Here is a 20,328-nt window from a genome sequence, read left to right as displayed (position 1 = left end):
AATCGGCGAACGGTGCTGGGGTCGATGCTGGCCGCGGGCGCGGCGGGGGTGACCGGGCTGCCGGAGGGCATGGCGGAGGCACTGGCGGAACCGGGGCGCTCGGGCTCCCTGGATCAGGTCCAGCACGTGGTGATCCTCATGCAGGAGAACCGATCCTTCGATCACTACTTCGGAACCATGAGCGGCGTACGGGGTTTCGGTGACAATCGCGCCCTGCGGCTACCCGCCGGCGGCTACGACCCGATCCTGCAGGCAGCCATGGACACCGCCCTCGCCGGCGGACCCGGGACCGATCTGGGCAGCGGGTCGGCGGGCACCGGGAGCGCCAGCGGGTCGGCGAGCGGGTCGAGCAGCGGGTCGGGCAGCGGGAGCAGCAGCGGATCGGCGGGCGGCGACAACCGGGACGCGTTCCACCAGCCGGATGCGTTCAGCAGCACCGGGTTCCTGCTGCCCTGGCACGTCGACACCAGCCGGGTGGACGGGCAGGATCTCGGCGATCTGGCGCACGACTGGAACACCACGCACATGGCATGGGCCGATGGCGCCTACCACTCCTGGATCGCGGCCAAGTCCAAGATGACCATGGGCTACTTCACCGAGGCCGACATTCCCTTCCATCGCGCACTGGCCTCCGCGTTCACCATCTGCGATCACTACTTCTGTTCGATCCAGGGACCCACCACGCCGAACCGGCTGTTCCACTGGACCGGCACCATCGACGCCGCCGGCCGGGCGGGCGGGCCCGCCGTGTCCAATCCCCCGGACTATCGGCCCGTCTACACCTGGACCACCTATCCGGAACGCCTGCAGCAGGCCGGAATCTCGTGGCAGGTGTACGCCGACTCGCACAGCGGCGGCGACTTCCTCGCCGACTTCGGCGACAATCCGCTGTGGCTGTTCCGCGCGTATCACGACGCGGCGGCCTCGTCCGATCCCGCGGTCCGCCAGCTGGCCGACCGCGCCAAGGTGACCACCACCGGCATGACGCCCGCACCGGCCGGCACCGACGGCACCAATGTCGATTACGTGCTGCAGCAGTTCATTTCCGATTGCGCCGCCGGCACCCTGCCGCAGGTGTCCTGGGTGGTCGCGCCCGCCGGCTACTCCGAGCACCCCGCCTACCATCCGGCCGACGGCGCCGCCTATATCCAGCGCGTCCTGCAGGCCCTGTGGGACAACCCGAAGCTGTGGGAGTCGACGGTCCTGCTCGTCAACTACGACGAGAACGACGGCTTCTTCGACCACGTGGTGCCGCCGACCGCGCCGCCCGGCACCCCCGACGAGATCCTGCCGTCGCTGGAGATCACCGGCACCGACCTGAATTCCGGCTCCGCGACCCTCGGGCTGGCCTCGGGCTCGGCGACCATGGACACCCTGATCAGCCGGGCCGGGGCGCTGCTGGGCGGGCAGTCGCCGATCGGCCTGGGACCGCGGGTACCGATGCTGGTCATCTCACCGTGGAGCCGCGGCGGCTACGTGAATTCCCAAGTGTTCGACCACACTTCGGTACTGCGCTTCCTGGAGCAGTGGACCGGCGTCGCCGAACCCAATATCTCGGCCTGGCGGCGCGCGGTGTGCGGCGACCTCACCAGCTGCTTCGATTTCGGCAGACGCGACACCAGTATTCCCACCCTGCCCGACGCCAATGCCGAGCGCGCCCGCGCGGCCGGTCAGAAGAACCTGCCCAAGCCGACCCCGCCCTCCCCCGCCGGACAGCAGATGCCGGTCCAGGACGCAGGCCGCGCCAAGGCCCGGCCGCTGCCCTATCAGCCGGTCGCCTGGGTGGAGGTCTCCGGCAACGCCGCGACGACCCGGTACGGCAACCAGGGCACGGTGGCCATGCCGTTCCAGACCTTTGCCTACCACGACAATTCGATCCGCCAGACCGTGGTGGCCCCGGGCGGCACCGCCCAGGAGCGATTCCAGCTCGGCGGCTCCTACGACTTCGCGATCCACGCCCCCAACGGATTCCTCGTCGAGGCCGCGGGCACCGCCGATACCGCGGCGCTCACCGCTACCGCCGCCGTCGGTGGCACCACCGATCAGCCCACTTTCATTGTCACCGTGAGCAATTCCGGCGGTTCGGCACTGACGGTCCAGGTGAGCGGCGGTTCCCCGGTCACGATCGACGCCGGATCCAAACGCGACATCACGGCCCCGCTCGACCAGGGCTGGTACGACCTGACGCTCAGCCTCTCCGGAAACTCCAACTGGCGCAGGCACTTCGCCGGTCACCTGGAGAACGGCAGCGCGAGCAGCACCGCGTAGTCGCGGCCGCACGGCCTTCGGATCCGGACTTCCGGATCCGGAGGCCGGCTTCAGGATTCGAACGCCGCGGCACGCCAGCCCGGGAGGGCGTCGGGGTTGGCTCGCAGGTATTTGAGGGACTGCTTCATGTAGACACGGGGGTTGGTATCGAGGTGAGCCGACCAGGCGGGGCGAGGGTCGCCGCGCATGACCGTCCAGCAGGCCAGGGCGTAGCCGTACATGGGCTGGGAGAGGTAGCCCAGGCGCTGGGAGCGCCAGCCGCGGCTGTTCTGCGAGAACTGGAAGGCCGCATTGGCATTGAAGACGCCGAGGCCGAGGTAGACCGTGGCCAGATCGGTGAGTTGTTCGCCGTCGTGCCGGTCCGGCGCGATGCGCTGCTCACCGAGCAGCCGCTCGTGGGCGAGTTCGTGGGCGACCGTCGCCACCAGGGTGACCGGTGAGCGCAGGCGCGCCAGTTCGAGCGTCACCACCGCCCGCCCGTGCTCGAGCCGGTAGTGCCCGGCCTCGCCGCGGGCCGCGCCCTCCAGCTGCATGAGCTGGTCGGGCGGCGCCGCACCGGCCGAATCGAGTTCCACGACAATGCGATCCCGCCCCACCCCCATGTACCGGACCACCCGCTCCACGACCGCGAGCGCCTGCGATTCGGCGCCCGAGTAGGTATCCGGGAAGTAGTCGGAGGTCGGGAGGATGACGGGGGTGCGCAACGTCCTGGTACCGAATTGGGTGGCGCACCAGGACAGCATCTCCTCGACCCAGAGCCGTTCCACCTCCCCCACCGGGCAGCGCGGCCTGAAGAAACCCATGCCGCATTATGTCCGGGTCACGCGCGAGACGCGCGGTGAGAACATCGGCGGCGCGTATTCGCCGACCAGGTCACGCACCCACCAGGCATGGGTCTCCAGCAGTTCACGGGGACTGGTGAAGCGGTACTCGTAGAGCCGGGCGCGGATGTAACGGGGCGGGACGTCCGGGAAGGGATTGCGGCGCAGCAGGCGCAGGGTGGCGGGGTCGTTGCGCAGCAGACGCTGGAGGAGGCCGTCGAACCACGGCCGGGCATAGCTGGACGAGTGGGCCGCGAACCACATGAGCCAGTCCAGGCGCAGGTGGTACGGGGCCCACTGGCGGGGCAGCCGACGGGGGTCGCCGGGCTTGCCCTTGAACTCGTATTCGCGCCAGTGGGTGTGGGCGGTGAGCGAGGCTTCGTCGGTGCCCTCGACGACCACCTCGTAGCGGATGCGGTCGACGACCCCGAACGCGCCGAACGTATTGATCAGGTGGAAAGGATTGTAGGACTGGTTCATTCGCTGATGACTCGACAGCATATTGCGGACCGGCAGGTAGCTGAGCACCACGGTGCAGGTCGCGAAGACGAACACCGGCACCGTGAACCAGAGCGGCGAGTCCGGCAGTGCCGGTGCCGCGGGTATCGGAAACACCGTTGCCGCCGCGGAATCGGAGACGGCGGACCAGGCGAGCACGACGACCAGCCAGTTGAGGAAGGCGAAGTTGCCCGACAGCACCAGCCACAGCTGCGTGACGATGATGATTCCGGCGGCCACGCTCGCGATTGGCTGTGGCGCGAAGAGTCCGAAGGGCACCACCAATTGCGCAACGTGATTGGCCCCCGCCTCGATCCGGTGTACCGGCCGCGGCAGCTGATGGAAGAACCAGCTCAGCGGGCCGGGCATGGGCTGGGTCTCGTGGTGGTAGTAGAGGCAGGTCAGATCCCGCCAACAACTGTCACCGCGCAGTTTGATCAGTCCCGCCCCGAACTCCACCCGGAACACCAGCCACCGGGCCAGCCACACCACCAGCACCGGCGGGGCCACCCGGTCGTTACCGAGGAACGCGACCAGAAAACCGGCCTCCAGCAGCAGCGACTCCCACCCGAACGAATACCAGACCTGCCCCACATTGACGATCGACAGGTACAGCACCCACACCAGCAGCCACACCACCACGGCCGCCCACAGCGGCAGCAGATCCGCGGCCCCGGCCACCAGGGCCGCCGACACCGCCGCCCCGCTCCAGGCCACCGTCGCGTAGAACCGGTCGGTGTAGTGCAGCTGAAAGACGCTCGGCGCCACCCGGAACGGTCGCCGCGCCACGAACCGCGGTACCGGCAGCATGCCGTGTTCCCCGGTCAGCGCCCGGAACTGCCGGGCCGCCGCCACGAACGCGATCAGATAGATGGCCGCGATCCCGCGCTCGATCACCTGCCGCGCGAACCAGTATTCCGGTGCGATGAACCACTCCATCCCGCGCCTCCTGCGCCGGCCGTGTCACCTCGGGCACTAAGTCCGTCCACTTGGAAGCGTACTCACCCCGCGCGCGCACCGGCCCGGGTCGCTGACCCGGGCGGCCGTTGACTCCCCGCCCGCCAACGGCCGCGGGCGCAGCCGGTGTGCGGGCCGGACCCGCACACCCCACTGCACGGTTCACTTTTCCGTAGCCGGACGGCTCTGTCTGTCCGATGTTCGACGGACACCGCGGCGCCCGCGGGGATGCCATGCTGGCTCGAATCCGGTTCGGTACCGTGACCGGGTGCTGCGCGAAGCCGACCCGACCCACGCCGCGGTCGCGCAGGAGGCGACGTGGCTGGCCATCCGGTTCCGGCACGCCGCGTGCCTGCTGCTCACCGTGGTGCATCTGGCCGGCGGGGCCGTCGATCCGGGCGCGGGGCGCACGGTCACCATGCTGCTGGCGATGTGGTCGGCGGGCCGGCTGTGGGGGCGGCGCCTGGGGCCGTGGTGGACCGCGGCCGATGTCGCGGTGGTGGCGATCTACCTGCTGGGCACGGTCAGTGTGGCCGCGTCCGGCGTCGGCACCGGAGACCTCATCGATGTGAAGGTCGTGGCAGCAACGGTGATCTCGGTGGGTATCGCTGAGCGGGTGCGGATATCGGCGGCGGTGACCGTGCTGGTCCTCGCCGCGCTCTACTGGGCCAATCGCAGTACGCCCGGTCTCACGCCCTGGGGGTTCCTGTCCGATCTGGCCGTCGCCTACCTGCTGGTCGAATGGCTGCTGGCGGTGGGGGTGCGCCGGGTGGTGCTGCGCGCGGCCACCGTGCACGACCAGACCGTGACCGCGGCCGCCGACTCCCGCATCGCCGGTGAGGTCGCCGCGGCCCGGCGGCGCTACGAGCACGAGCAGTGGGCGGTCATGCACGACACCGCCGCGGCCACCCTGCTGATGGTGGGTCAGGGCGCGGCCGCCGATCGCGAACGCATCGCCCGCCAGGCCGCGCGCGATCTCACGGTGCTGGAGTCGGGAATCCCGCTGCCGGGCGATGATTCGCCGGCCGACCTGTCGGAATTGTTGCGCGAGTTGAGCATCGAATGCCCGGTCCCGGTCACCCTGAGCACACCGGGTCCGCTGCCGATCCGCCGGGCGCTGGCGTGGACGGTGACCGCGGCCGCGCGGGAGGCGCTCACCAATATCGACCGGCACGCCCAGGCCTCGAACGTGGTGATCAGCGCCGGACCCGGGACGCTGCTGATCACCGACGACGGCATCGGATTCGACGGCGCGCCGGGCGAGGACCGCTACGGCGTCCGGCATTCGATCATCGAGCGCCTGCGGGCCGTGGGCGGCGACGCCGAGGTCACCGGCACCCCGGGGCACGGCACCGAGGTCCGGCTGCGCTGGCCGGTCGCCGCACCGGTTGCCGCCGAGGATCATTCGTTCGGCGCACCGGCGGCCGCCTCCGGAATCGACCGGCTCGGGCGCAGTTTCGGGTACGGCATGGTGGGCATCGCGGTCGCCGACACCCTGTTGCAGTCGACCCTCACCACCGCCGCGGTGACGCCCCCGGCGGCGGTGAACGCGCTGCTGGTCGCGGTGAACGTGGCCTGTGCCCTGGCGGCGCTGGCGCCGCGCCGCCGCGAATCGATGACGCTGGCGCTCATGGGCGTGGCGATCGCCGCCTCGCTGCTGCTCATCATCCTGCTGCCGCCGGATGCCGGACTGGCGGGCGCGGACTGGTCGATCGGCGCGTCCGGCTGGGCCGTGGTCGCGCTGGGCTTCCGGCTGCCGCCGCGGCTGTCGCTGTCCGCGCTGAGCGTCTGGTGGGTCCTGGTGTGCGCGCTGGTACTGGCCCGCGCGCCGGGCGTCGAAACCCTCACGGTGCTGGGGTATCACACGGCGGCCATCTTCTTCCTGCAGATGCTGACCGCCTGGTTCGCCGCCACCCTCGATCGGGCCACGCGACAGGCCGCCGCCCTGCACCGGGAACGCCTGCGGCACCGCACCGCCGACGCGGTCGGGCGCATGACCGAACAGGAGTGCCTGCGCCGCTATCGCGAACTGCTGACCGAATTCACCCCGCTGCTCGCGGGTCTCGCCGACGGCAGCCGGGATCCCGCGGACCCGGCCGTCCAGGCCGCCGCCCGCACCGAGTACGCCCGCCTGCGCCGCCTGTTCACCCAGCAGGACGGTCTCGGCCACCCGCTGCTGTCCGACCTGCGCACCGGTATCGACGCCGCCGAACGGCGCGGGGTGGCGGTGACCGTCGAGGCGGACGTCGAGGTCGGCCGCGGCATCGGGCCCGTGGGGCGCGACCTGCCCGACGTGGTCCGGGGCCATCTGGTGGCCGCGACCCGGATCATGCTGGACGCCAGCCGTTCCCGCGCCCGGGTGGTGGTGACCGCGGACGCCGCGGGCTGTACCGTCAGTGCGCTGGGCGACTGCCCGGCCGACACGCTGGACCGCCTGTCCACGCTGTCCGGCACCGCCCTCGACGCCGCCGGGGCGGTGCACACCGAGGTGGTCACCGCGGGCGAATTGCTGTGGGCGCGACTGCATCACCGTTTCCAGGTCGAGGGGGCCCGATGATCCGTATCGCCATAGTCGACGACCACCCGCTGATCCGCGACGGCGTGCGCGGCTGGTGTGCCGCGGCCGAGCCGCGCATCGAGGTGGCCGCCGACCATCCGGATCCGGCGGCCTTCCTGGCCGCGGGCGGACCGGATCGCGGCGACCTGGACGCCATCGTGCTGGATCTCCAATTCGACCAGCGCGCACCGGATCTGAGCGCGCTGGGCACGATCTGCGCGCGCGGTCACCGGGTGGTGGTCTATTCCCAGTACACCGAGCCCCACCTGGTCCGGGACTGCCTGGACCTGGGCGCGGTCACCTATCTGTCGAAAACCGAAGGGCGCGAACATCTCATCGCCGCCCTGCACGCCGCCGCCGAGGTGCGGCCGTATCTGAGCCCGACCATGGCCCGGGCCATGAGCGCCGATGGCGACGACCGGCCTCGGCTGTCCGGCCGGGAGCGCGAGGTGCTGCTGGCCTGGTTCCAGACGGAGTCCAAAGCCCTTGTCGCCCAACAGCTCTACATCACGGTCGGCACGGTCAACACGTATCTGGAACGCATCCGCGCCAAGTACGCGGCGGTCGGACGCTCGGCCCCGACCAAGGCTGCCCTGGTGGCCCGCGCCATCCGCGACGGCCTGATCACCACCGACGAGCTCTAGTCGCCGCTGTCCTCGTCGAGGTCGACCTCGATCCGGTCGCGGTCGGCCCACTCCAGCAGCGGTTCGATGTCGAACACCGCCTCGTCGATGCCGGCGTGCAGGTCGCCGAGTTCGGCATAGCGCGCCGGCACGGTCTTCATGGTGAAGTCGCCGGGGCGCACCTCGGGAATCTCGTTCCAGCGCACCGGAGTCGACACCGTCGCCTCGGGCACGCCGCGCACCGAGTACGCCGCGGCGATGGTGTGGTCGCGCGCGTTCTGATTGTAGTCCACGAACAGCTGCGCCGGATCGCGATCCTTGCGCCACCAGGCGGTGGTGACGTCCGCGGGCGCGCGCCGCTCCACCTCGCGGGCGAAGGCCAGCGCGGCCCGGCGCACCTCCTGGAATCCGAAGCGGGGCGCGATGCGGACGTAGACGTGTAATCCCCTGCCGCCGGAGGTTTTCGGCCAGCCGACGGCACCCAGCTCGTCGAGCACCTCGTGCACGACCTCGGCCACCCGCTGCACCCGCGACCACGGGCAGTCCGGCATGGGGTCGAGGTCGATGCGCCATTCGTCGGGGAGTTCGGTATCGAACCGGCGCGAGTTCCAGGGGTGGAACTCGACCGTCGACATCTGCACCGCCCAGATCACGTCGGCGAGCTTCTCGACGCAGAGTTCGTCGGCGGTGCGGCCGTAGCGCGGGAAGTACAGCTGGACAGTCGGAATCCAGTCCGGCGCACCGCCGGGCAGGCGTTTCTGGTGGACCTTGCCGCCGGGCAGGCCCTTCGGGAAGCGGTGCAGCATGCACGGCCGGTCCCGCAAGGCGTTGACGATCCCGCCGCCGACGCTCAGGTAGTACTGCACCAGGTCGAGCTTGGTCGCCCCGGTCTCCGGGAAGTACACCCGATCCGGATTGGACACGCGCACCGTGTGTTCGCCGACCGGCACCTCGATCGCCGGTGCGGCTGACTTGCTGGCCACCCGTCCGACGGTAACCGGCCTTCCGGTCATCCGCGACCGGCTCGCCGCGAACCACACACCTAACTAGAACACGTTATAGTTCACCTCGCTGGGATTTCTTCACTCGGGAAGGTGGACGCAACGGTGCGGACCTGGGACTCTTCGGCCGATGTGGTGGTGGTCGGATACGGCGGCGCGGGTGTCGCGGCGGCGCTGGCCGCGCGGGAGTCGGGCGCCGACGTGCTCGCCCTGGACCGCTACCTGGGCGGCGGGGCGACAGCGCTGTCCGGCGGAATCGTGTACGCGGGCGGCGGCACCTGGGTGCAGCGCGCGGCCGGAGTCGAGGACGACGTGGAGAACATGCTCGCGTATCTGCGCGCCGAGGTCGGCGACACCGTGAGCGAGCGGACACTGCGCAGGTTCTGCGAGGAGTCGCCCGCACTGATCGATTGGCTGACCGGGCACGGGGTGCCGTTCCAGCCGTCGCTGTGTCCCTTCAAGACCTCGTACCCCACCGACGACTACTACCTGTACTACTCGGGCAGCGAAAACTCCGGCGGCTTCCGGGAATTGGCGCGACCGCGGCAGCGCGGGCATCGCGCGCACGGACGCGGCGTGTCCGGCAAGAAGCTGTTCGGTCCGCTCGCCGAGTCGGCGGCGAAACACGGAGTGCGCGTTCGAACCGGCACCCGGGCAACGCAACTCGTGGTCGAGGACGGCCGGGTGGTCGGCATCGAGGCGACCACGATCAGCGGCGCGCCCGCGGCGGTGCAGCGCAGGTTCGCCGCGCTGGCCCGGATCTCGGCGAAACCCGGTGTGTACCACCAGGGTCTGCGCAAGGCGGTGCAGGCGCTGCTGGCCCGCATCGAGCGGCGCTACGGGACGCCGGTGCGCATCCAGGCGCGGTCGGGGGTCATCCTCACCACCGGTGGCTTCATTGCCAATGGCGCGATGGTCGCCGAGCACGCCCCCGACTATCCGTGGGCCGAGGGCCTGCCGCTGGGCACCGCCGGTGACGACGGCAGCGGTATCGCCATGGCCCAGGCGGCGGGCGCGGCCACCGGTCGCATGGACGCGCTGTCCACCTGGCGTTTCATCGCCCCGCCGAGTGCCTACTTCGGCTCGATCGCCGTGGATGCCAACGGGCAGCGCATGATCGACGAGTCCCGCTACGGCGCGGCCCTGGGCGCGGCCATCGTCGCCAGTCCGGGGCATCGGGCCTGGCTGCTGGTCGATGCGCGGCTGGCCGCCGAGGCGCGCCGCCAGATCGGGAAGCAGTCGGTGTGGTTCCAGCGCATGCAGGCCGAGCGGCTGCTGCGGTTCGGCAGCGTGACCGGCCGGACCGTCGAGGAGGTCGCGGCCCGGGCCGGTATCGACCCGGCGGCCCTGCGCAAGACCGTGGACGCGCACAATCGCGCCATCGAGCAGCAGCTGCCCGACCCCATGGGCAAGCCCGACGACATCCGCCGCCCGTTGCACGCGGGACCCTTTGCGCTGCTGGATATCTCGTTCAAGTCCCGGCTGACCTACCCGATGCCCATGCTCACCCTGGGCGGGCTGCTGGTGGACGAGGAGACGGGCGCGGTCCGCACCGAATCCGGTGCGGCCATCCCGGGTCTGTTCGCGGCGGGCCGGGCCGCGGTCGGGGTGTGCTCGAACTCGTACGTGAGTGGCCTGTCCCTGGCCGACTGCGTCTTCTCGGGCCGCCGCGCCGGCACCCACAGCGTGGAGCTGGCGGCCACGCACTGACCCCGGCGGCCGGCCGCGGCGTCAGTCGGTGGTGCGCGCTCCGAGTTCGAAGGTGTGCAACAGATCCGCCGCGACGCTCACCGCGATGACGGCCGGTTCCTTCCCGGTGATATCGGCCAGCCCGATCGGAGTCTTGATGCGGCCCAGGGCTTCCGGCGAATGACCCCCCTCGGTGGTGAGCCGCTTCCGGAACCGCGCCCACTTGGCCGGGGATCCGATCAGGCCGATGGTGCCGAGGTCGTCGGCGCGCAGGGCGGCATCGCAGAGGGCGGCGTCCTCGGCGTGATCGTGGGTCATGATCAGGATGTGGGTGCCGGGCGGCAGCCGGTCGAGGACCTGCTCCGGCAGCAGCGGTGTGTGATGGGTATGGACCCGGGCGATGGCGTCGTCCAGCGGCGCGAGCCGTTCCCCGGTGAGCACCTCGGGCCGGGAGTCGATCAGGTGCAGGTCGACATCCTGACGGGCCAGGATGCGGGCCAGTTCCAGCCCGACATGACCGACCCCGAAGATCGCCACCGCCGGGCGCACCGGCAGCGGCTCGAGCAGCACGGTCACCGTGCCGCCGCAACATTGGACGCCGTGCTGACCGACGACCTTGTCGTTGAGGGCGAATTCCATCAGCTCGGGTTCGGCGTGCGGTTTCGCGATCAGCTCGCGGGCGCGCTCGACGGCGACGGCCTCGACATTGCCGCCGCCGATCGAACCCCAGATATCGGACTGTCCCACCACCATTTTCGCGCCCGCCCGGCGCGGCGCATGGCCGCGCACGGACGCCACCGTCACCAGGACGCCGGGTTCCCGCCGGTCGCGCAGGCGCGCGACCGCGGTCACCCAGGTCATGTCACGCACGGGCGGAAACGCTTTCCTCGGTGGCGAATTCGCGGGCCCGCCGGGCCGCGTCGAGGGCCCAGTACACCGCCTCCGGCGTGGCGGGTGCGCCCAGCTCGACGCTCACCCCGTCCGGTCCGAAGGCCGCGGCGGCCTGGCGCAGCGCCTCGCGCACCGAGAACGCCAGCATGAGCGGCGGCTCACCCACCGCCTTGGACCCGTACACCACGCCCTCCTCGTGCGCGTGCTGCAGCAGGGTGACATTGAAGACCTCGGGCATCTCCGAGAAGCTGGGCAGCTTGTAGGTGCTCGCCGCCTGGGTGAGCAGCCGCCCGCGGCCGGGTCCGTCACCGGTGTCCCAGCGGATGTCCTCGAGCGTCAGCCAGCCCGCGCCCTGCACGAAACCGCCCTCGATCTGGCCGATGTCGATGAGCGGGGACAGGCTGTCGCCGACATCGTGCACGATGTCGACGCGGCGGATGTGGTACGCGCCGGTGAAGCCGTCCACCTCCACCTCGGCGGCGGCGGTGCCGTAGGCGAAGTACTTGAACGGCGAGCCGTGCATGGTCTTCGCGTCCCAGTGCAGGCCCTCGGTGCGGTAGAAACCGGCCGCGGACAACTGAACTCGCTGCAGATAGGCCGTCCGGCACAGGTCGTTCCATTCGACGACCGCGTCACCGGGCCCCAGGGCGCGGGCGACACCGTCGGCGATGCGGACGTCGGAGGCATGGACCCCCAGCCGGGCCGCCGCCACCTGCAACAGGCGTTCGCGCAGCTGTTCGCAGGCGTTCTTGATGGCCGCGCCGTTCAGGTCGGCCCCCGAACTCGCCGCGGTCGCGGAGGTGTTGGGCACCTTGTCCGTTCGCGTCGGCGCGAGCCGCACCTTGTCCAGCGGGATGCCCAGCGTGGTGGCCGCCACCTGCAGCATCTTGGTGTGCAGGCCCTGCCCCATCTCGGTGCCGCCGTGATTGATCAGCACCGACCCGTCCTTGTAGATCAGCACCAGCGCCCCGGCCTGGTTGAAGGCCGTCATATTGAACGAGATGCCGAACTTGACGCCGGTGACGGCCAGCCCGCGCTTCACGTGCGGATGCGTCGCGTTGAAGGCCGCGATCTCCCGTGTGCGCGTGGCGATCTCACCGCGTTCGAGCACCTGGTCCCAGGTGGCGGTGATGCGTTCGGGGTGGCGCACCTGCTGCCCGTAGGGGGTGGACTGCCCGGCACGGTAGAAGTTGCGGCGGCGCAGTTCCATCGGATCCAGGCCGAGCAGCGGCGCGCACCGGCCCAGCAGGTCCTCCATGACGAGCATGCCCTGCGGGCCGCCGAAGCCCCGGAAGGCGGTATTGGAGGGCTTGTTGGTCTTGGCGATGCGACCGGTGAAGCGCGCGTTGGGAATCCAGTACAGGTTGTCGACATGGCAGAGCGCGCGGGCCAGCACCGGTTCCGAGAGGTCCAGGCTCCAGCCGCCGTCCGAGGTCAGGGTGGTGTCCAGGGCCTGAATGCGCCCGTGGGCGTCGAATCCGACCCGCCACTGCGCGTGGAATCCGTGCCGCTTGCCGGACATGGTCAGGTCCTGGGTTCGGTTGAGCCGCAACCGGACCGGACGCCCGGTGAGGGTCGCGCCGAGCGCCGCGATGGCCGCGAAGCCGTGCGGCTGCATCTCCTTGCCGCCGAATCCGCCACCCATGCGCAGGCATTGCACGGTCACCTCGTGACTGTGCAGCCCGAGTACGTGGGCCACGATCTCCTGGGTCTCCGACGGATGCTGGGTGCTGGACTGCACGAACACCTGCCCGCCCTCGTCGACATGCGCCAGGGCGGCATGGGTTTCGAGGTAGAAGTGCTCTTGATCGGAGAAGTGGATTTCACCGGTGAACACGTGCGCCGAGGACGCGAACCCGGATTCCGGGTCGCCGCGCCGCACCTGGGGATGCGCGCCCTGGAAGCTACCGGCCGCCACGGCTTCCTCGATCGTGATCAGCGAGGGCAGCGGCTCCAGCTCCACCTCGACCGCCGCCGCTCCCAGCCGGGCGGCCTCCAGGGTCTCGGCCAGCACCCAGCAGACGGCGTGGCCGTGGAAGCAGACCTCCTCGGGGAACAGCGGCTCGTCGTGCTTGACGCCGGCATCGTTGATGCCGGGCACGTCCGCGGCGGTGAGCACCCGAACCACACCCGGCACTCGCAGTGCGGGCGCGGTGTGTAGGGCGGTGATGCGCGCGTGCGCGTGCGGCACCTGCACCGGATAGGCGTGCAGCACATCCTTGGTGCGATATACCAGGTCGTCGGTGTAGAGCGCGGCCCCGGTGACGTGCAGGGCGGCGCTCTCGTGCGGCAGCGCCACACCCACCGCGGGATTCTCGGGTCGTTGCGACAGGTGGCTCATGACAGCACCCCCGCGGGTTCGGTGGTCTCGGCGAACAGTTTGCGCAGGCTCTCCCCGAGCATGGCGCTGCGATACCGCGCGCTGGCGCGGTGATCGTCGAGCGGCGTGCCCTCGTCCCGCAGCACCTGCGCGGCCGCCATCACGGTCGATTCGGTCCAGGGCCGGCCCACGAGGGCCGCCTCGGTGTCGTAGGCGCGCACCGGGGTGGCGGCCACACCGCCCAGCCCGATGCGCGCGGTGCGGACCAGACCGTCCTCGATGTCGAGCGCGAAAGCCACTGCGACACTGGAGATGTCGTCGAAGCGGCGCTTGGCGATCTTGTGGAAGGCGGTCACCGGCGCCAGCGGCAGTGGAATCCGGACGGACTTGATGAGCTCGTCCGGCCGCCGCACCGAGCACCGGTAGCCGGTGAAGTAGTCGGCCAGCGCGACCTCGCGCTCGCCGTCGGCATCGGTCAGCACGACCGACGCCGCCAGCGCCAGCAGCACCGGCGGCGCGTCGCCGATGGGCGAGCCGGTGCCGAGGTTGCCGCCCAGGGTGGCCGCATTGCGGATGAGCCGGGAGGCGAACTGCGGGAACAACTCCGACAGCAGTGGCACCCGCCCGGTCAGGCGGCGCTCGATCTCGGTGAGGGTGAGCGCGGCGCCCAGCTCGATCCGGTCCGCGCCGATGGTCAGCTCACGCAGCTCGGGCAGCTGATCGACGGCCAGCGTGTACTCCGCCCGCCGGCCGCGGAGGTTCACCTCGACGCCCAGGTCGGTGCTGCCCGCCACCACTGTGGCGTCCGGGTGCTCGCGCAGCAGCCGGAGCGCGTCGGCGAGGGTCGCGGGCCGGACGAAACGCTGCCCACCGGAACTGAAGTCGGTCGCCACCGTTTCCGGCGGGTCGGAGGCGAGCCGCCGGGCCAGTTCGTCATCGGCCTCGGGCTCACCGACCGCGAAGGCCGCATCGCGGATCGGCCGGTAGCCGGTGCACCGGCACAGATTGCCGCTGAGCGCGTGCAGATCGAAGCCATTGGGACCGGTCTCGGCATGCGCGCAGTCGGGTGCGATCTCGTCGAGCGCCCGCCGATCCGGCCGGTAGTATTCCGCGGCCATGCTGCACACGAATCCCGGTGTGCAGTAACCGCATTGCGATCCGCCGCGCACCGCCATCTCGCGCTGCACCGGATGCAGCCGCGCGGGGCCGCCCAGGCCCTCGGCGGTGACGATCTCCTGCCCGTCCAGCGCGACGGCGGGCACCAGGCAGGCATTGATCGCCACCCATTCGGTCGGCTCGGCCACTCCCGGCCGTGCCACCAGCACCGAACACGCGCCGCATTCGCCTTCCGCGCAACCCTCCTTGCACCCCGTGAGCCCGAGCTCCCGGAGAAAGTCCAGCAGAGAGGTATGCGGCGCGGCGGGAGAAATCGTCGTGGTCTTCCCGTTCACCGTCATGAAAATTGCCATTGCAGGCTGCCTTCTACGTCGAGTGCACTATCCAGTGTTCGCGGATTAATTCCGCTCGTCGAGAAAGCCGTGCCTCAGCAGCCGTGCGCTACGCGGCCGGGCACCCACACCGTCCGGTGGGCGAGGCGACGCAGGTCGGAATTGGTGGACATCCGGTCGCCTCCTGCCTGTGACCACGGGTTACGAGGCACCGAACCTACGTCGCGGCACGATATTAGGTCAACACGAAGGGCCGCGGGCCGCGGGATTCTGTAGGAAAATACGAAGGCGGCCGGGAGGCGCGCCGAACCGGCTGGACAATCGAACAATCTGCTGCGGGACAGGTATTTCCTGCGCCATCATTCGGGTCGTGGTCGCGGCCTGTTCGGGCCGTTGTTCACGCGTTCCAGGAGGCATCATGCAAATGCGCTTTTCGCGCCCCTCCCGTAAACCCGATATCGGCGTCGCCCGGCCCCGGCATCCGGTCGACGAAATCCCGCCGCCCCCACGATTGGCGCTGCTGGGCCTGCAGCACCTGGCGATCATGTACGCGGGCGCGGTCGCGGTGCCGTTGCTCGTCGGCGGAGCGCTGAAACTGCCGGCCCACACCATCGGCCTGCTGGTGAATGCCGATCTGCTGGTCTCCGGCATCGTCACCATCATCCAGTCGGTCGGCATCGGCCGGATTCTCGGTGTCCGGCTGCCGGTGGTCGCGGGCGCGACCTTCACCGTGGTCTCACCCATGATCCTGATCGCGCAGCAGTTCGGCGGCGGCGAGGCCGGGCTGCCCACCGTCTACGGCGCGATCCTGGTGTCGGGCGTGTTCGGTCTGATCATCGCCCGCTTCTTCGCCAAGGTGGTGCGGTTCTTCCCGCCGCTCGTATCGGGCTGCGTGATCTGTGTGATCGGGCTGTCGCTGATCGGCGCGGACGCCGGGCTGATCGCCGGCGACGACCCGAAAGCGGCCGACTACGGCCAGATTTCGCATATCGCGCTGGCCGGGCTGGTGATCGCGCTGATCGTGGTGATCCACCGGTTCGCCCGCGGGCTCATCGCCCAGCTGGCCGTGCTGATCAGTGTCGTGATCGGCACGCTGGTGGCGGTGCCCATGCATCTGGTCGACATGTCGGCGGTCGGGTCCTCGGGCTGGTTCGCGATCTCGCGGCCGTTCATCTTCGGCGCCCCCGAGTTCCATCTCGGCGCGATCATCTCCATGTGCGTGGTCATGCTGGTGACCTTCACCGAATCCACCGCCGATATGGTCGCCGTCGCCGAAATGGTCGACAAGCAGCTCGAGCCCGCGGACCTGGGACGCGGCCTGGCCGCCGACGGACTCTCCGCGGTGCTGGCCGGATTCATGAACTCCTTCCCCGACACCGCCTTCGCCGAGAATGTCGGCCTGGTCGGGCTGACCGGCGTGCGCAGCCGCTGGGTGGTCGCGGCCTGCGGCGGCATGCTGGTAGCGCTGGGGCTGGTGCCCAAGGTCGGCAGTGTGGTCGCGGCACTGCCGGGTCCGGTGATCGGCGGCGCGGCCACGGTCATGTTCGCCATGGTCACCGCGGTCGGGCTGCGGGTGCTGCACAAGGTCCAGTTCGAGGGCACCAGCAATATGCTGATCATCGCGGTCACGCTGTCGGTGGCGCTGCTGCCGGCGGTGGCCCCGAACATCTACACCAAGTTCCCGGCCGACTTCCAGATGATCGCGGGCAGCCCGATCACCTCGGCCGTGATCGTGGTCTTCGTGCTCAATCTGGTCTTCAATCACTGGGGTGCGAGCAAAACCGGCACACCGGTGAACGAGGCGCACTGACCGATCACACCGGTTCCACTGCACCGCTGGGCAACTCGGCTTCCACCGGGTCCGCCCGGCGGGCATAGCGCTGGGCCAGAGCCGCGCAGGTGAAGAGCTGGATCTGGTGGAAGATCATGAGCGGCAACACGATCAGACCGACCGGATGCCCGGCGAACAGCACCGAGGCCATGGGCAGGCCGGTGGCGAGGCTCTTCTTGGAGCCGCAGAAGGTCAGCACGATGCGGTCCGCGCGGGAGAAGCCGAGCAGCCGGCCACCCAGCGTGGTCAGGGCCAGCACGGTGGCCAGCAGGGCCGCGCAGACCAGCACCGTTGACACCAGCACCCGGGCCGACAGTCCGTGCCAGATGCCGGATGTCACACCGGCACTGAACGCCGCGTAGACGACCAGGTAGACCGAGCCGCGATCCACCGTCTTGGTGGCGGCCGGATGGCCGAGCACCCAGCCCAGGCGGGGGCGCAGCAGCTGCCCGGCCAGGAACGGCAGCAGCAGCTGGACCACGATGGCGAGCACCGCCGACGGTGAAACATGCACGCCCGCCGTGGTTTTCATGCAGGCCATCACGAGCAGCGGGGTCGCGAGAACGCCGATCAGATTCGACAGTGAGGCGCTCACCACCGCGCCCGCCACATTGCCCCGGGCCATCGAGGTGAAGGCGATGGAGGACTGCACCGTCGAGGGCACCAGGCACAGGAACAGCACACCGGTGTACAGGTCCGGGGTGAGCACGCTCGGCACCAGCACCCGCAGGGCCAGGCCCAGCAGCGGGAAGATCACGAAAGTGGCTGCCAGCACTCCGGAGTGGAGTCGCCAGTGCCGCAGTCCGGCCAGGGCCTCACGGGGTTCGAGGCGGGCGCCGTAGAGCAGGAACAGCACCGCGATGGCGACCTTGGTGGCCCAGTCCAGCACCTCGGCCGCGTCCCCGCGCGCGGGCAGCAGGGCGGCCAGCGCCACGGTGGCGAGGATGCCCAGCATGAAGGAGTCGATGCGGAGTTTGGCGAGGAGCTGCACGTTTCGACGGTAGGAGCGCGGACGCTGATCGCGATAGTCGTTCGATCCGATATCTCTCATCGGGATACGTGATAATTACCGGCATGTTCGAACCCGAGCTGCTACGCACCTTCCTGGCCGTGGAGCGGGCCGGCGGCTTCACCGCCGCGGGCCGTCAGCTGGGCCTGCGGCAGTCCACCGTGAGCGGCCATATCGCCCGGTTGGAACAGGCCGCCCGGCGGGAGCTGTTCCGCCGCGACACCCGCAATCTGGCGCTCACCGCCGACGGCGCGGCCATGATCGGCTTCGCCCGCGCCATCCTCGACGCGCAGGCCCAGGCCCAGGCCTACTTCTCCGGTTCCGCCCTCACCGGCCTGGTCCGGCTGGGCACGTCCGACGATGTGATGGCCCGCGCGCTTCCCGACATCCTGGTGGAGTTCCAGCGCACCCATCCGGGCGTGGATCTCGAGCTCACCGTCGGCCTGAGCGAGACCCTCAAATCCCGCATGGCCGCAGGCGAACTCGACCTGGTCTTCGGCAAACGACTGCCGGGCGAGCGGCACGGCACTCTGCTGTGGCGGGACCGGCTGGTGTGGGCGGGGCGTTCGGCCACAACGGAATTCGAGGATCCTGTGCCCTTGGTCACCTATCCGGAGCCGAGCCTGACCCGGCAGCAGGCGTTGCGCGCGCTCGAGCACGCGGGCCGCACCTGCCGGGTCGCGTGTGTCAGCGACAGCCTGCTCGGACTGCGGGCGGCGGCCCTGGCCGGGCTCGGGGTGATCGCGCACGCGGCGGGTGTGCTGCCCGATGGGCTGGTCCCGCTCACCGACCCCCGGCTACCCGAGTTGGGGGAACTGGATTTCGTTCTCATGCACCGCCGCACCCGGCTGGCGGATCCGGAGCAGGCGCTGGCCGACGCCATCATCGCCAATGCGCGCCGCCTATCACTCCAGACCACACGGTCGGGCATGTGACCGCACCGCTCGCCGTGGACGGTAGGGTGCTGAGAATCCGAATTCGCGCTACGCAGAGCGCGGATCGGCCGGCCGATGGCCGGCAGCGTCAAGGCGGGTGGGCTGAAGCGTTCGTGTTCAGCATTTCTCGAGCCCGGCAGGTTGTATCGCACATCCGAGGTGGGTCTGGTGTTGATCGGTGCAAGGACGAACGACAGTGCTGTCATTGCGGATTCCGGTGGGCCACCGCCGGTATGGAGCAGAACGACGCTGATCGTGCTGGCCTTCGGTGCGGTGCTGTCGCTGGTGCTGATCTTCACGACCGCGGATCCGTGGCTGGACCAGGTGGGTTTTCTGGCGGGTGGCTTCGACGTCCACGTCTACCGGGACGGCGCGTGGAAGATCTACCACGGCCATCCGCTCTACACCGAGACGACGCATCGCGGCCTGTCCTACACCTACACGCCGTTCTCCACGCTGATGTTCCTGCCGATCCTGATGGTGCCGTGGGGCTACGTCACGAATTCCTGGCTGGCACTGAACATTTGCGTGCTCTACGGCTGTGTCCTGTTGTGCTGGCGCGTACTCGGCCACCGCCTCACCTGGCGGCTCGCCGGGATCAGCGCTCTGCTGGCGGCGACGGCCATGTTCCTGGAGCCGGTGCGCACCACGCTGTACTACGGCCAGATCAACCTCGTCCTGATGGCGCTGATCCTCTGGGACTTCTCGCGCCCGGAGGGCAGCCGGTTGCGCGGCGTGGGCACCGGGCTGGCCGCGGGCATCAAACTGGTGCCGCTGTATTTCGTGGCGCAGTTCCTGGTGCTGCGGCAGTGGCGGGCGGCAGTGGTGGCCGCGACCACCTTCGTCATGACGATCCTGGTCGCCGGCGCCGTCCTCCCGTCCGATTCGAAGCAGTACTGGACCAGGACGTTCTTCCAGTCGGACCGCATCGCTCCCGACACCCAGCCGGCCAATCAGTCGCTGCGAGGCGTGATCGCGCATCTCTCGGGCCATCAGGTGCCGCAGTGGCTGTGGCTGCTGATCGCCGTCCCGGTCGCGGTCGGCGGCCTGCTGCTCGCTGCGGCGCTCTACAGCCGCGGCGAGAGACTGCTCACCGTCACCACCGCGGGCCTGACCTCGTGCGCGGTCTCCCCGTTCTCCTGGAACCACCACTGGGTCTGGTTCCTGCCGCTGTTCGTCTACCTGATCAACCGGGCCACGTCGGAACCGCGTTGGTGGTCGGCGGCCGGTTTCCTCTACCTGACCACCGGCGCCTGGGCCTACCACTGGACCGATCGCTGGGTGGTGGTCGGCTGGTTCCTGTTCCCGCCGTCCTGGCCGATCTCGCAGATCCTGCTGAACTGCTATGTCATCGTCTACGTGGTCATCCTGGGCGGCCTGATCGCCTGCCTCCGGCGCTCCCCCGATCGCGGATAGGCAACCGACCGGTCGGCTATTGGGCCGCATCCGTTATGGAAGAGATGCCGAGGGTATATCCGAA

General features: G+C 69.9%; 14 protein-coding genes. 7 read left to right on the top strand and 7 right to left on the bottom strand.

Annotated features, from left to right (window positions below; all coding sequences use genetic code 11):
• The first annotated feature begins 69 nt into the window (after positions 1 to 69).
• Positions 70 to 2,268, top strand: a complete 2,199-nt coding sequence (locus tag ACFXIV_RS18245) for a phosphocholine-specific phospholipase C (RefSeq protein WP_379403086.1) — start codon at positions 70 to 72, stop codon at positions 2,266 to 2,268.
• Positions 2,269 to 2,318: 50 nt separating this feature from the next.
• Here the strand turns inward: ACFXIV_RS18245 and ACFXIV_RS18240 are convergent, their stop codons facing one another.
• The gene (locus ACFXIV_RS18240; RefSeq protein WP_379403065.1) at positions 2,319 to 3,071 is read right to left on the bottom strand and encodes a hypothetical protein; all 753 of its coding nucleotides are present in this window, start codon (positions 3,069 to 3,071) and stop codon (positions 2,319 to 2,321) included.
• 6 nt (positions 3,072 to 3,077) lie between these two features.
• Positions 3,078 to 4,526, bottom strand: coding sequence for a lipase maturation factor family protein (locus ACFXIV_RS18235; RefSeq protein WP_379403064.1), 1,449 nt, complete (start codon positions 4,524 to 4,526; stop codon positions 3,078 to 3,080).
• A 286-nt stretch (positions 4,527 to 4,812) separates the two neighbouring features.
• On the opposite strand from ACFXIV_RS18235, the gene ACFXIV_RS18230 reads away from it, so the two are divergent.
• Together ACFXIV_RS18230 and ACFXIV_RS18225 are read left to right on the top strand one after the other, a co-directional pair.
• Entirely contained in the window at positions 4,813 to 7,101 is a 2,289-nt protein-coding gene (locus ACFXIV_RS18230) for a hypothetical protein (protein ID WP_379403063.1), read from the top strand.
• The gene (locus ACFXIV_RS18225; protein ID WP_379387733.1) at positions 7,098 to 7,745 is read left to right on the top strand and encodes a response regulator; all 648 of its coding nucleotides are present in this window, start codon (positions 7,098 to 7,100) and stop codon (positions 7,743 to 7,745) included. Before ACFXIV_RS18230 ends, ACFXIV_RS18225 begins: the two co-directional genes overlap by 4 nt.
• Here the strand turns inward: ACFXIV_RS18225 and ligD are convergent.
• A complete protein-coding gene (gene ligD, locus ACFXIV_RS18220; protein ID WP_379403062.1) occupies positions 7,742 to 8,707 on the bottom strand; it encodes a non-homologous end-joining DNA ligase in 966 nt (321 codons plus the stop codon). The two genes, ACFXIV_RS18225 and ligD, sit on opposite strands and share 4 nt — an antisense overlap.
• Before the next feature lie 111 nt (positions 8,708 to 8,818).
• On the opposite strand from ligD, the gene ACFXIV_RS18215 reads away from it, so the two are divergent.
• Complete coding sequence (locus ACFXIV_RS18215) at positions 8,819 to 10,435, top strand: FAD-binding protein (protein WP_379403061.1); 1,617 nt, start codon at positions 8,819 to 8,821, stop codon at positions 10,433 to 10,435.
• A 21-nt stretch (positions 10,436 to 10,456) separates the two neighbouring features.
• Here the strand turns inward: ACFXIV_RS18215 and xdhC are convergent, their stop codons facing one another.
• From xdhC to ACFXIV_RS18200, 3 genes are read right to left on the bottom strand one after another with little or no spacing between them, the layout of a single operon-like run.
• Entirely contained in the window at positions 10,457 to 11,275 is an 819-nt protein-coding gene (gene xdhC / locus ACFXIV_RS18210; protein WP_379387902.1) for a xanthine dehydrogenase accessory protein XdhC, read from the bottom strand.
• Position 11,276: 1 nt separating this feature from the next.
• The gene (gene xdhB, locus ACFXIV_RS18205; protein WP_379403060.1) at positions 11,277 to 13,646 is read right to left on the bottom strand and encodes a xanthine dehydrogenase molybdopterin binding subunit; all 2,370 of its coding nucleotides are present in this window, start codon (positions 13,644 to 13,646) and stop codon (positions 11,277 to 11,279) included.
• Positions 13,643 to 15,094: a xanthine dehydrogenase small subunit gene (locus ACFXIV_RS18200; RefSeq protein ID WP_379403059.1), complete on the bottom strand. Its 1,452-nt coding sequence runs from the start codon at positions 15,092 to 15,094 to the stop codon at positions 13,643 to 13,645. Before ACFXIV_RS18200 ends, xdhB begins: the two co-directional genes overlap by 4 nt.
• 397 nt (positions 15,095 to 15,491) lie before the next feature.
• Here ACFXIV_RS18200 and ACFXIV_RS18195 point away from each other — a divergent pair, with 397 nt between their 5' ends.
• On the top strand, positions 15,492 to 16,883 hold the full coding sequence (locus ACFXIV_RS18195) for a nucleobase:cation symporter-2 family protein (protein ID WP_379403058.1): 1,392 nt from the start codon (positions 15,492 to 15,494) through the stop codon (positions 16,881 to 16,883).
• Positions 16,884 to 16,887: 4 nt separating this feature from the next.
• Here the strand turns inward: ACFXIV_RS18195 and ACFXIV_RS18190 are convergent, their stop codons facing one another.
• Entirely contained in the window at positions 16,888 to 17,895 is a 1,008-nt protein-coding gene (locus tag ACFXIV_RS18190; protein WP_379403057.1) for a bile acid:sodium symporter family protein, read from the bottom strand.
• Between the two features lie 83 nt (positions 17,896 to 17,978).
• On the opposite strand from ACFXIV_RS18190, the gene ACFXIV_RS18185 reads away from it, so the two are divergent.
• Entirely contained in the window at positions 17,979 to 18,848 is an 870-nt protein-coding gene (locus tag ACFXIV_RS18185; protein WP_379403056.1) for a LysR family transcriptional regulator, read from the top strand.
• A gap of 168 nt (positions 18,849 to 19,016) precedes the next feature.
• The gene (locus ACFXIV_RS18180; RefSeq protein WP_379403055.1) at positions 19,017 to 20,264 is read left to right on the top strand and encodes a glycosyltransferase 87 family protein; all 1,248 of its coding nucleotides are present in this window, start codon (positions 19,017 to 19,019) and stop codon (positions 20,262 to 20,264) included.
• The last annotated feature ends 64 nt before the right edge of the window (positions 20,265 to 20,328 follow it).

This window comes from Nocardia sp. NPDC059236, from assembly GCF_042754085.1.
Taxonomy (GTDB): Bacteria; Actinomycetota; Actinomycetes; order Mycobacteriales; family Mycobacteriaceae; genus Nocardia.
Note: the sequence above shows the minus strand (reverse complement) of the source record. Positions and strands in the feature narration are given on the sequence as shown.

Excerpts from the sequence above, each read along its gene's own strand:
- xdhB (WP_379403060.1), bottom strand. The coding sequence starts at position 13,646 with ATGAGCCACCTGTCGCAACGACCCGAGAATCCCGCGGTGGGTGTGGCG.
- ACFXIV_RS18235 (WP_379403064.1), bottom strand. The coding sequence starts at position 4,526 with ATGGAGTGGTTCATCGCACCGGAATACTGGTTCGCGCGGCAGGTGATC.
- xdhC (WP_379387902.1), bottom strand. The coding sequence starts at position 11,275 with ATGACCTGGGTGACCGCGGTCGCGCGCCTGCGCGACCGGCGGGAACCC.
- ACFXIV_RS18200 (WP_379403059.1), bottom strand. The coding sequence starts at position 15,094 with ATGGCAATTTTCATGACGGTGAACGGGAAGACCACGACGATTTCTCCC.
- ACFXIV_RS18245 (WP_379403086.1), top strand. The coding sequence starts at position 70 with ATGGCGGAGGCACTGGCGGAACCGGGGCGCTCGGGCTCCCTGGATCAG.
- ACFXIV_RS18225 (WP_379387733.1), top strand. The coding sequence starts at position 7,098 with ATGATCCGTATCGCCATAGTCGACGACCACCCGCTGATCCGCGACGGC.
- ACFXIV_RS18185 (WP_379403056.1), top strand. The coding sequence starts at position 17,979 with ATGTTCGAACCCGAGCTGCTACGCACCTTCCTGGCCGTGGAGCGGGCC.
- ACFXIV_RS18195 (WP_379403058.1), top strand. The coding sequence starts at position 15,492 with ATGCAAATGCGCTTTTCGCGCCCCTCCCGTAAACCCGATATCGGCGTC.
- ACFXIV_RS18240 (WP_379403065.1), bottom strand. The coding sequence starts at position 3,071 with ATGGGTTTCTTCAGGCCGCGCTGCCCGGTGGGGGAGGTGGAACGGCTC.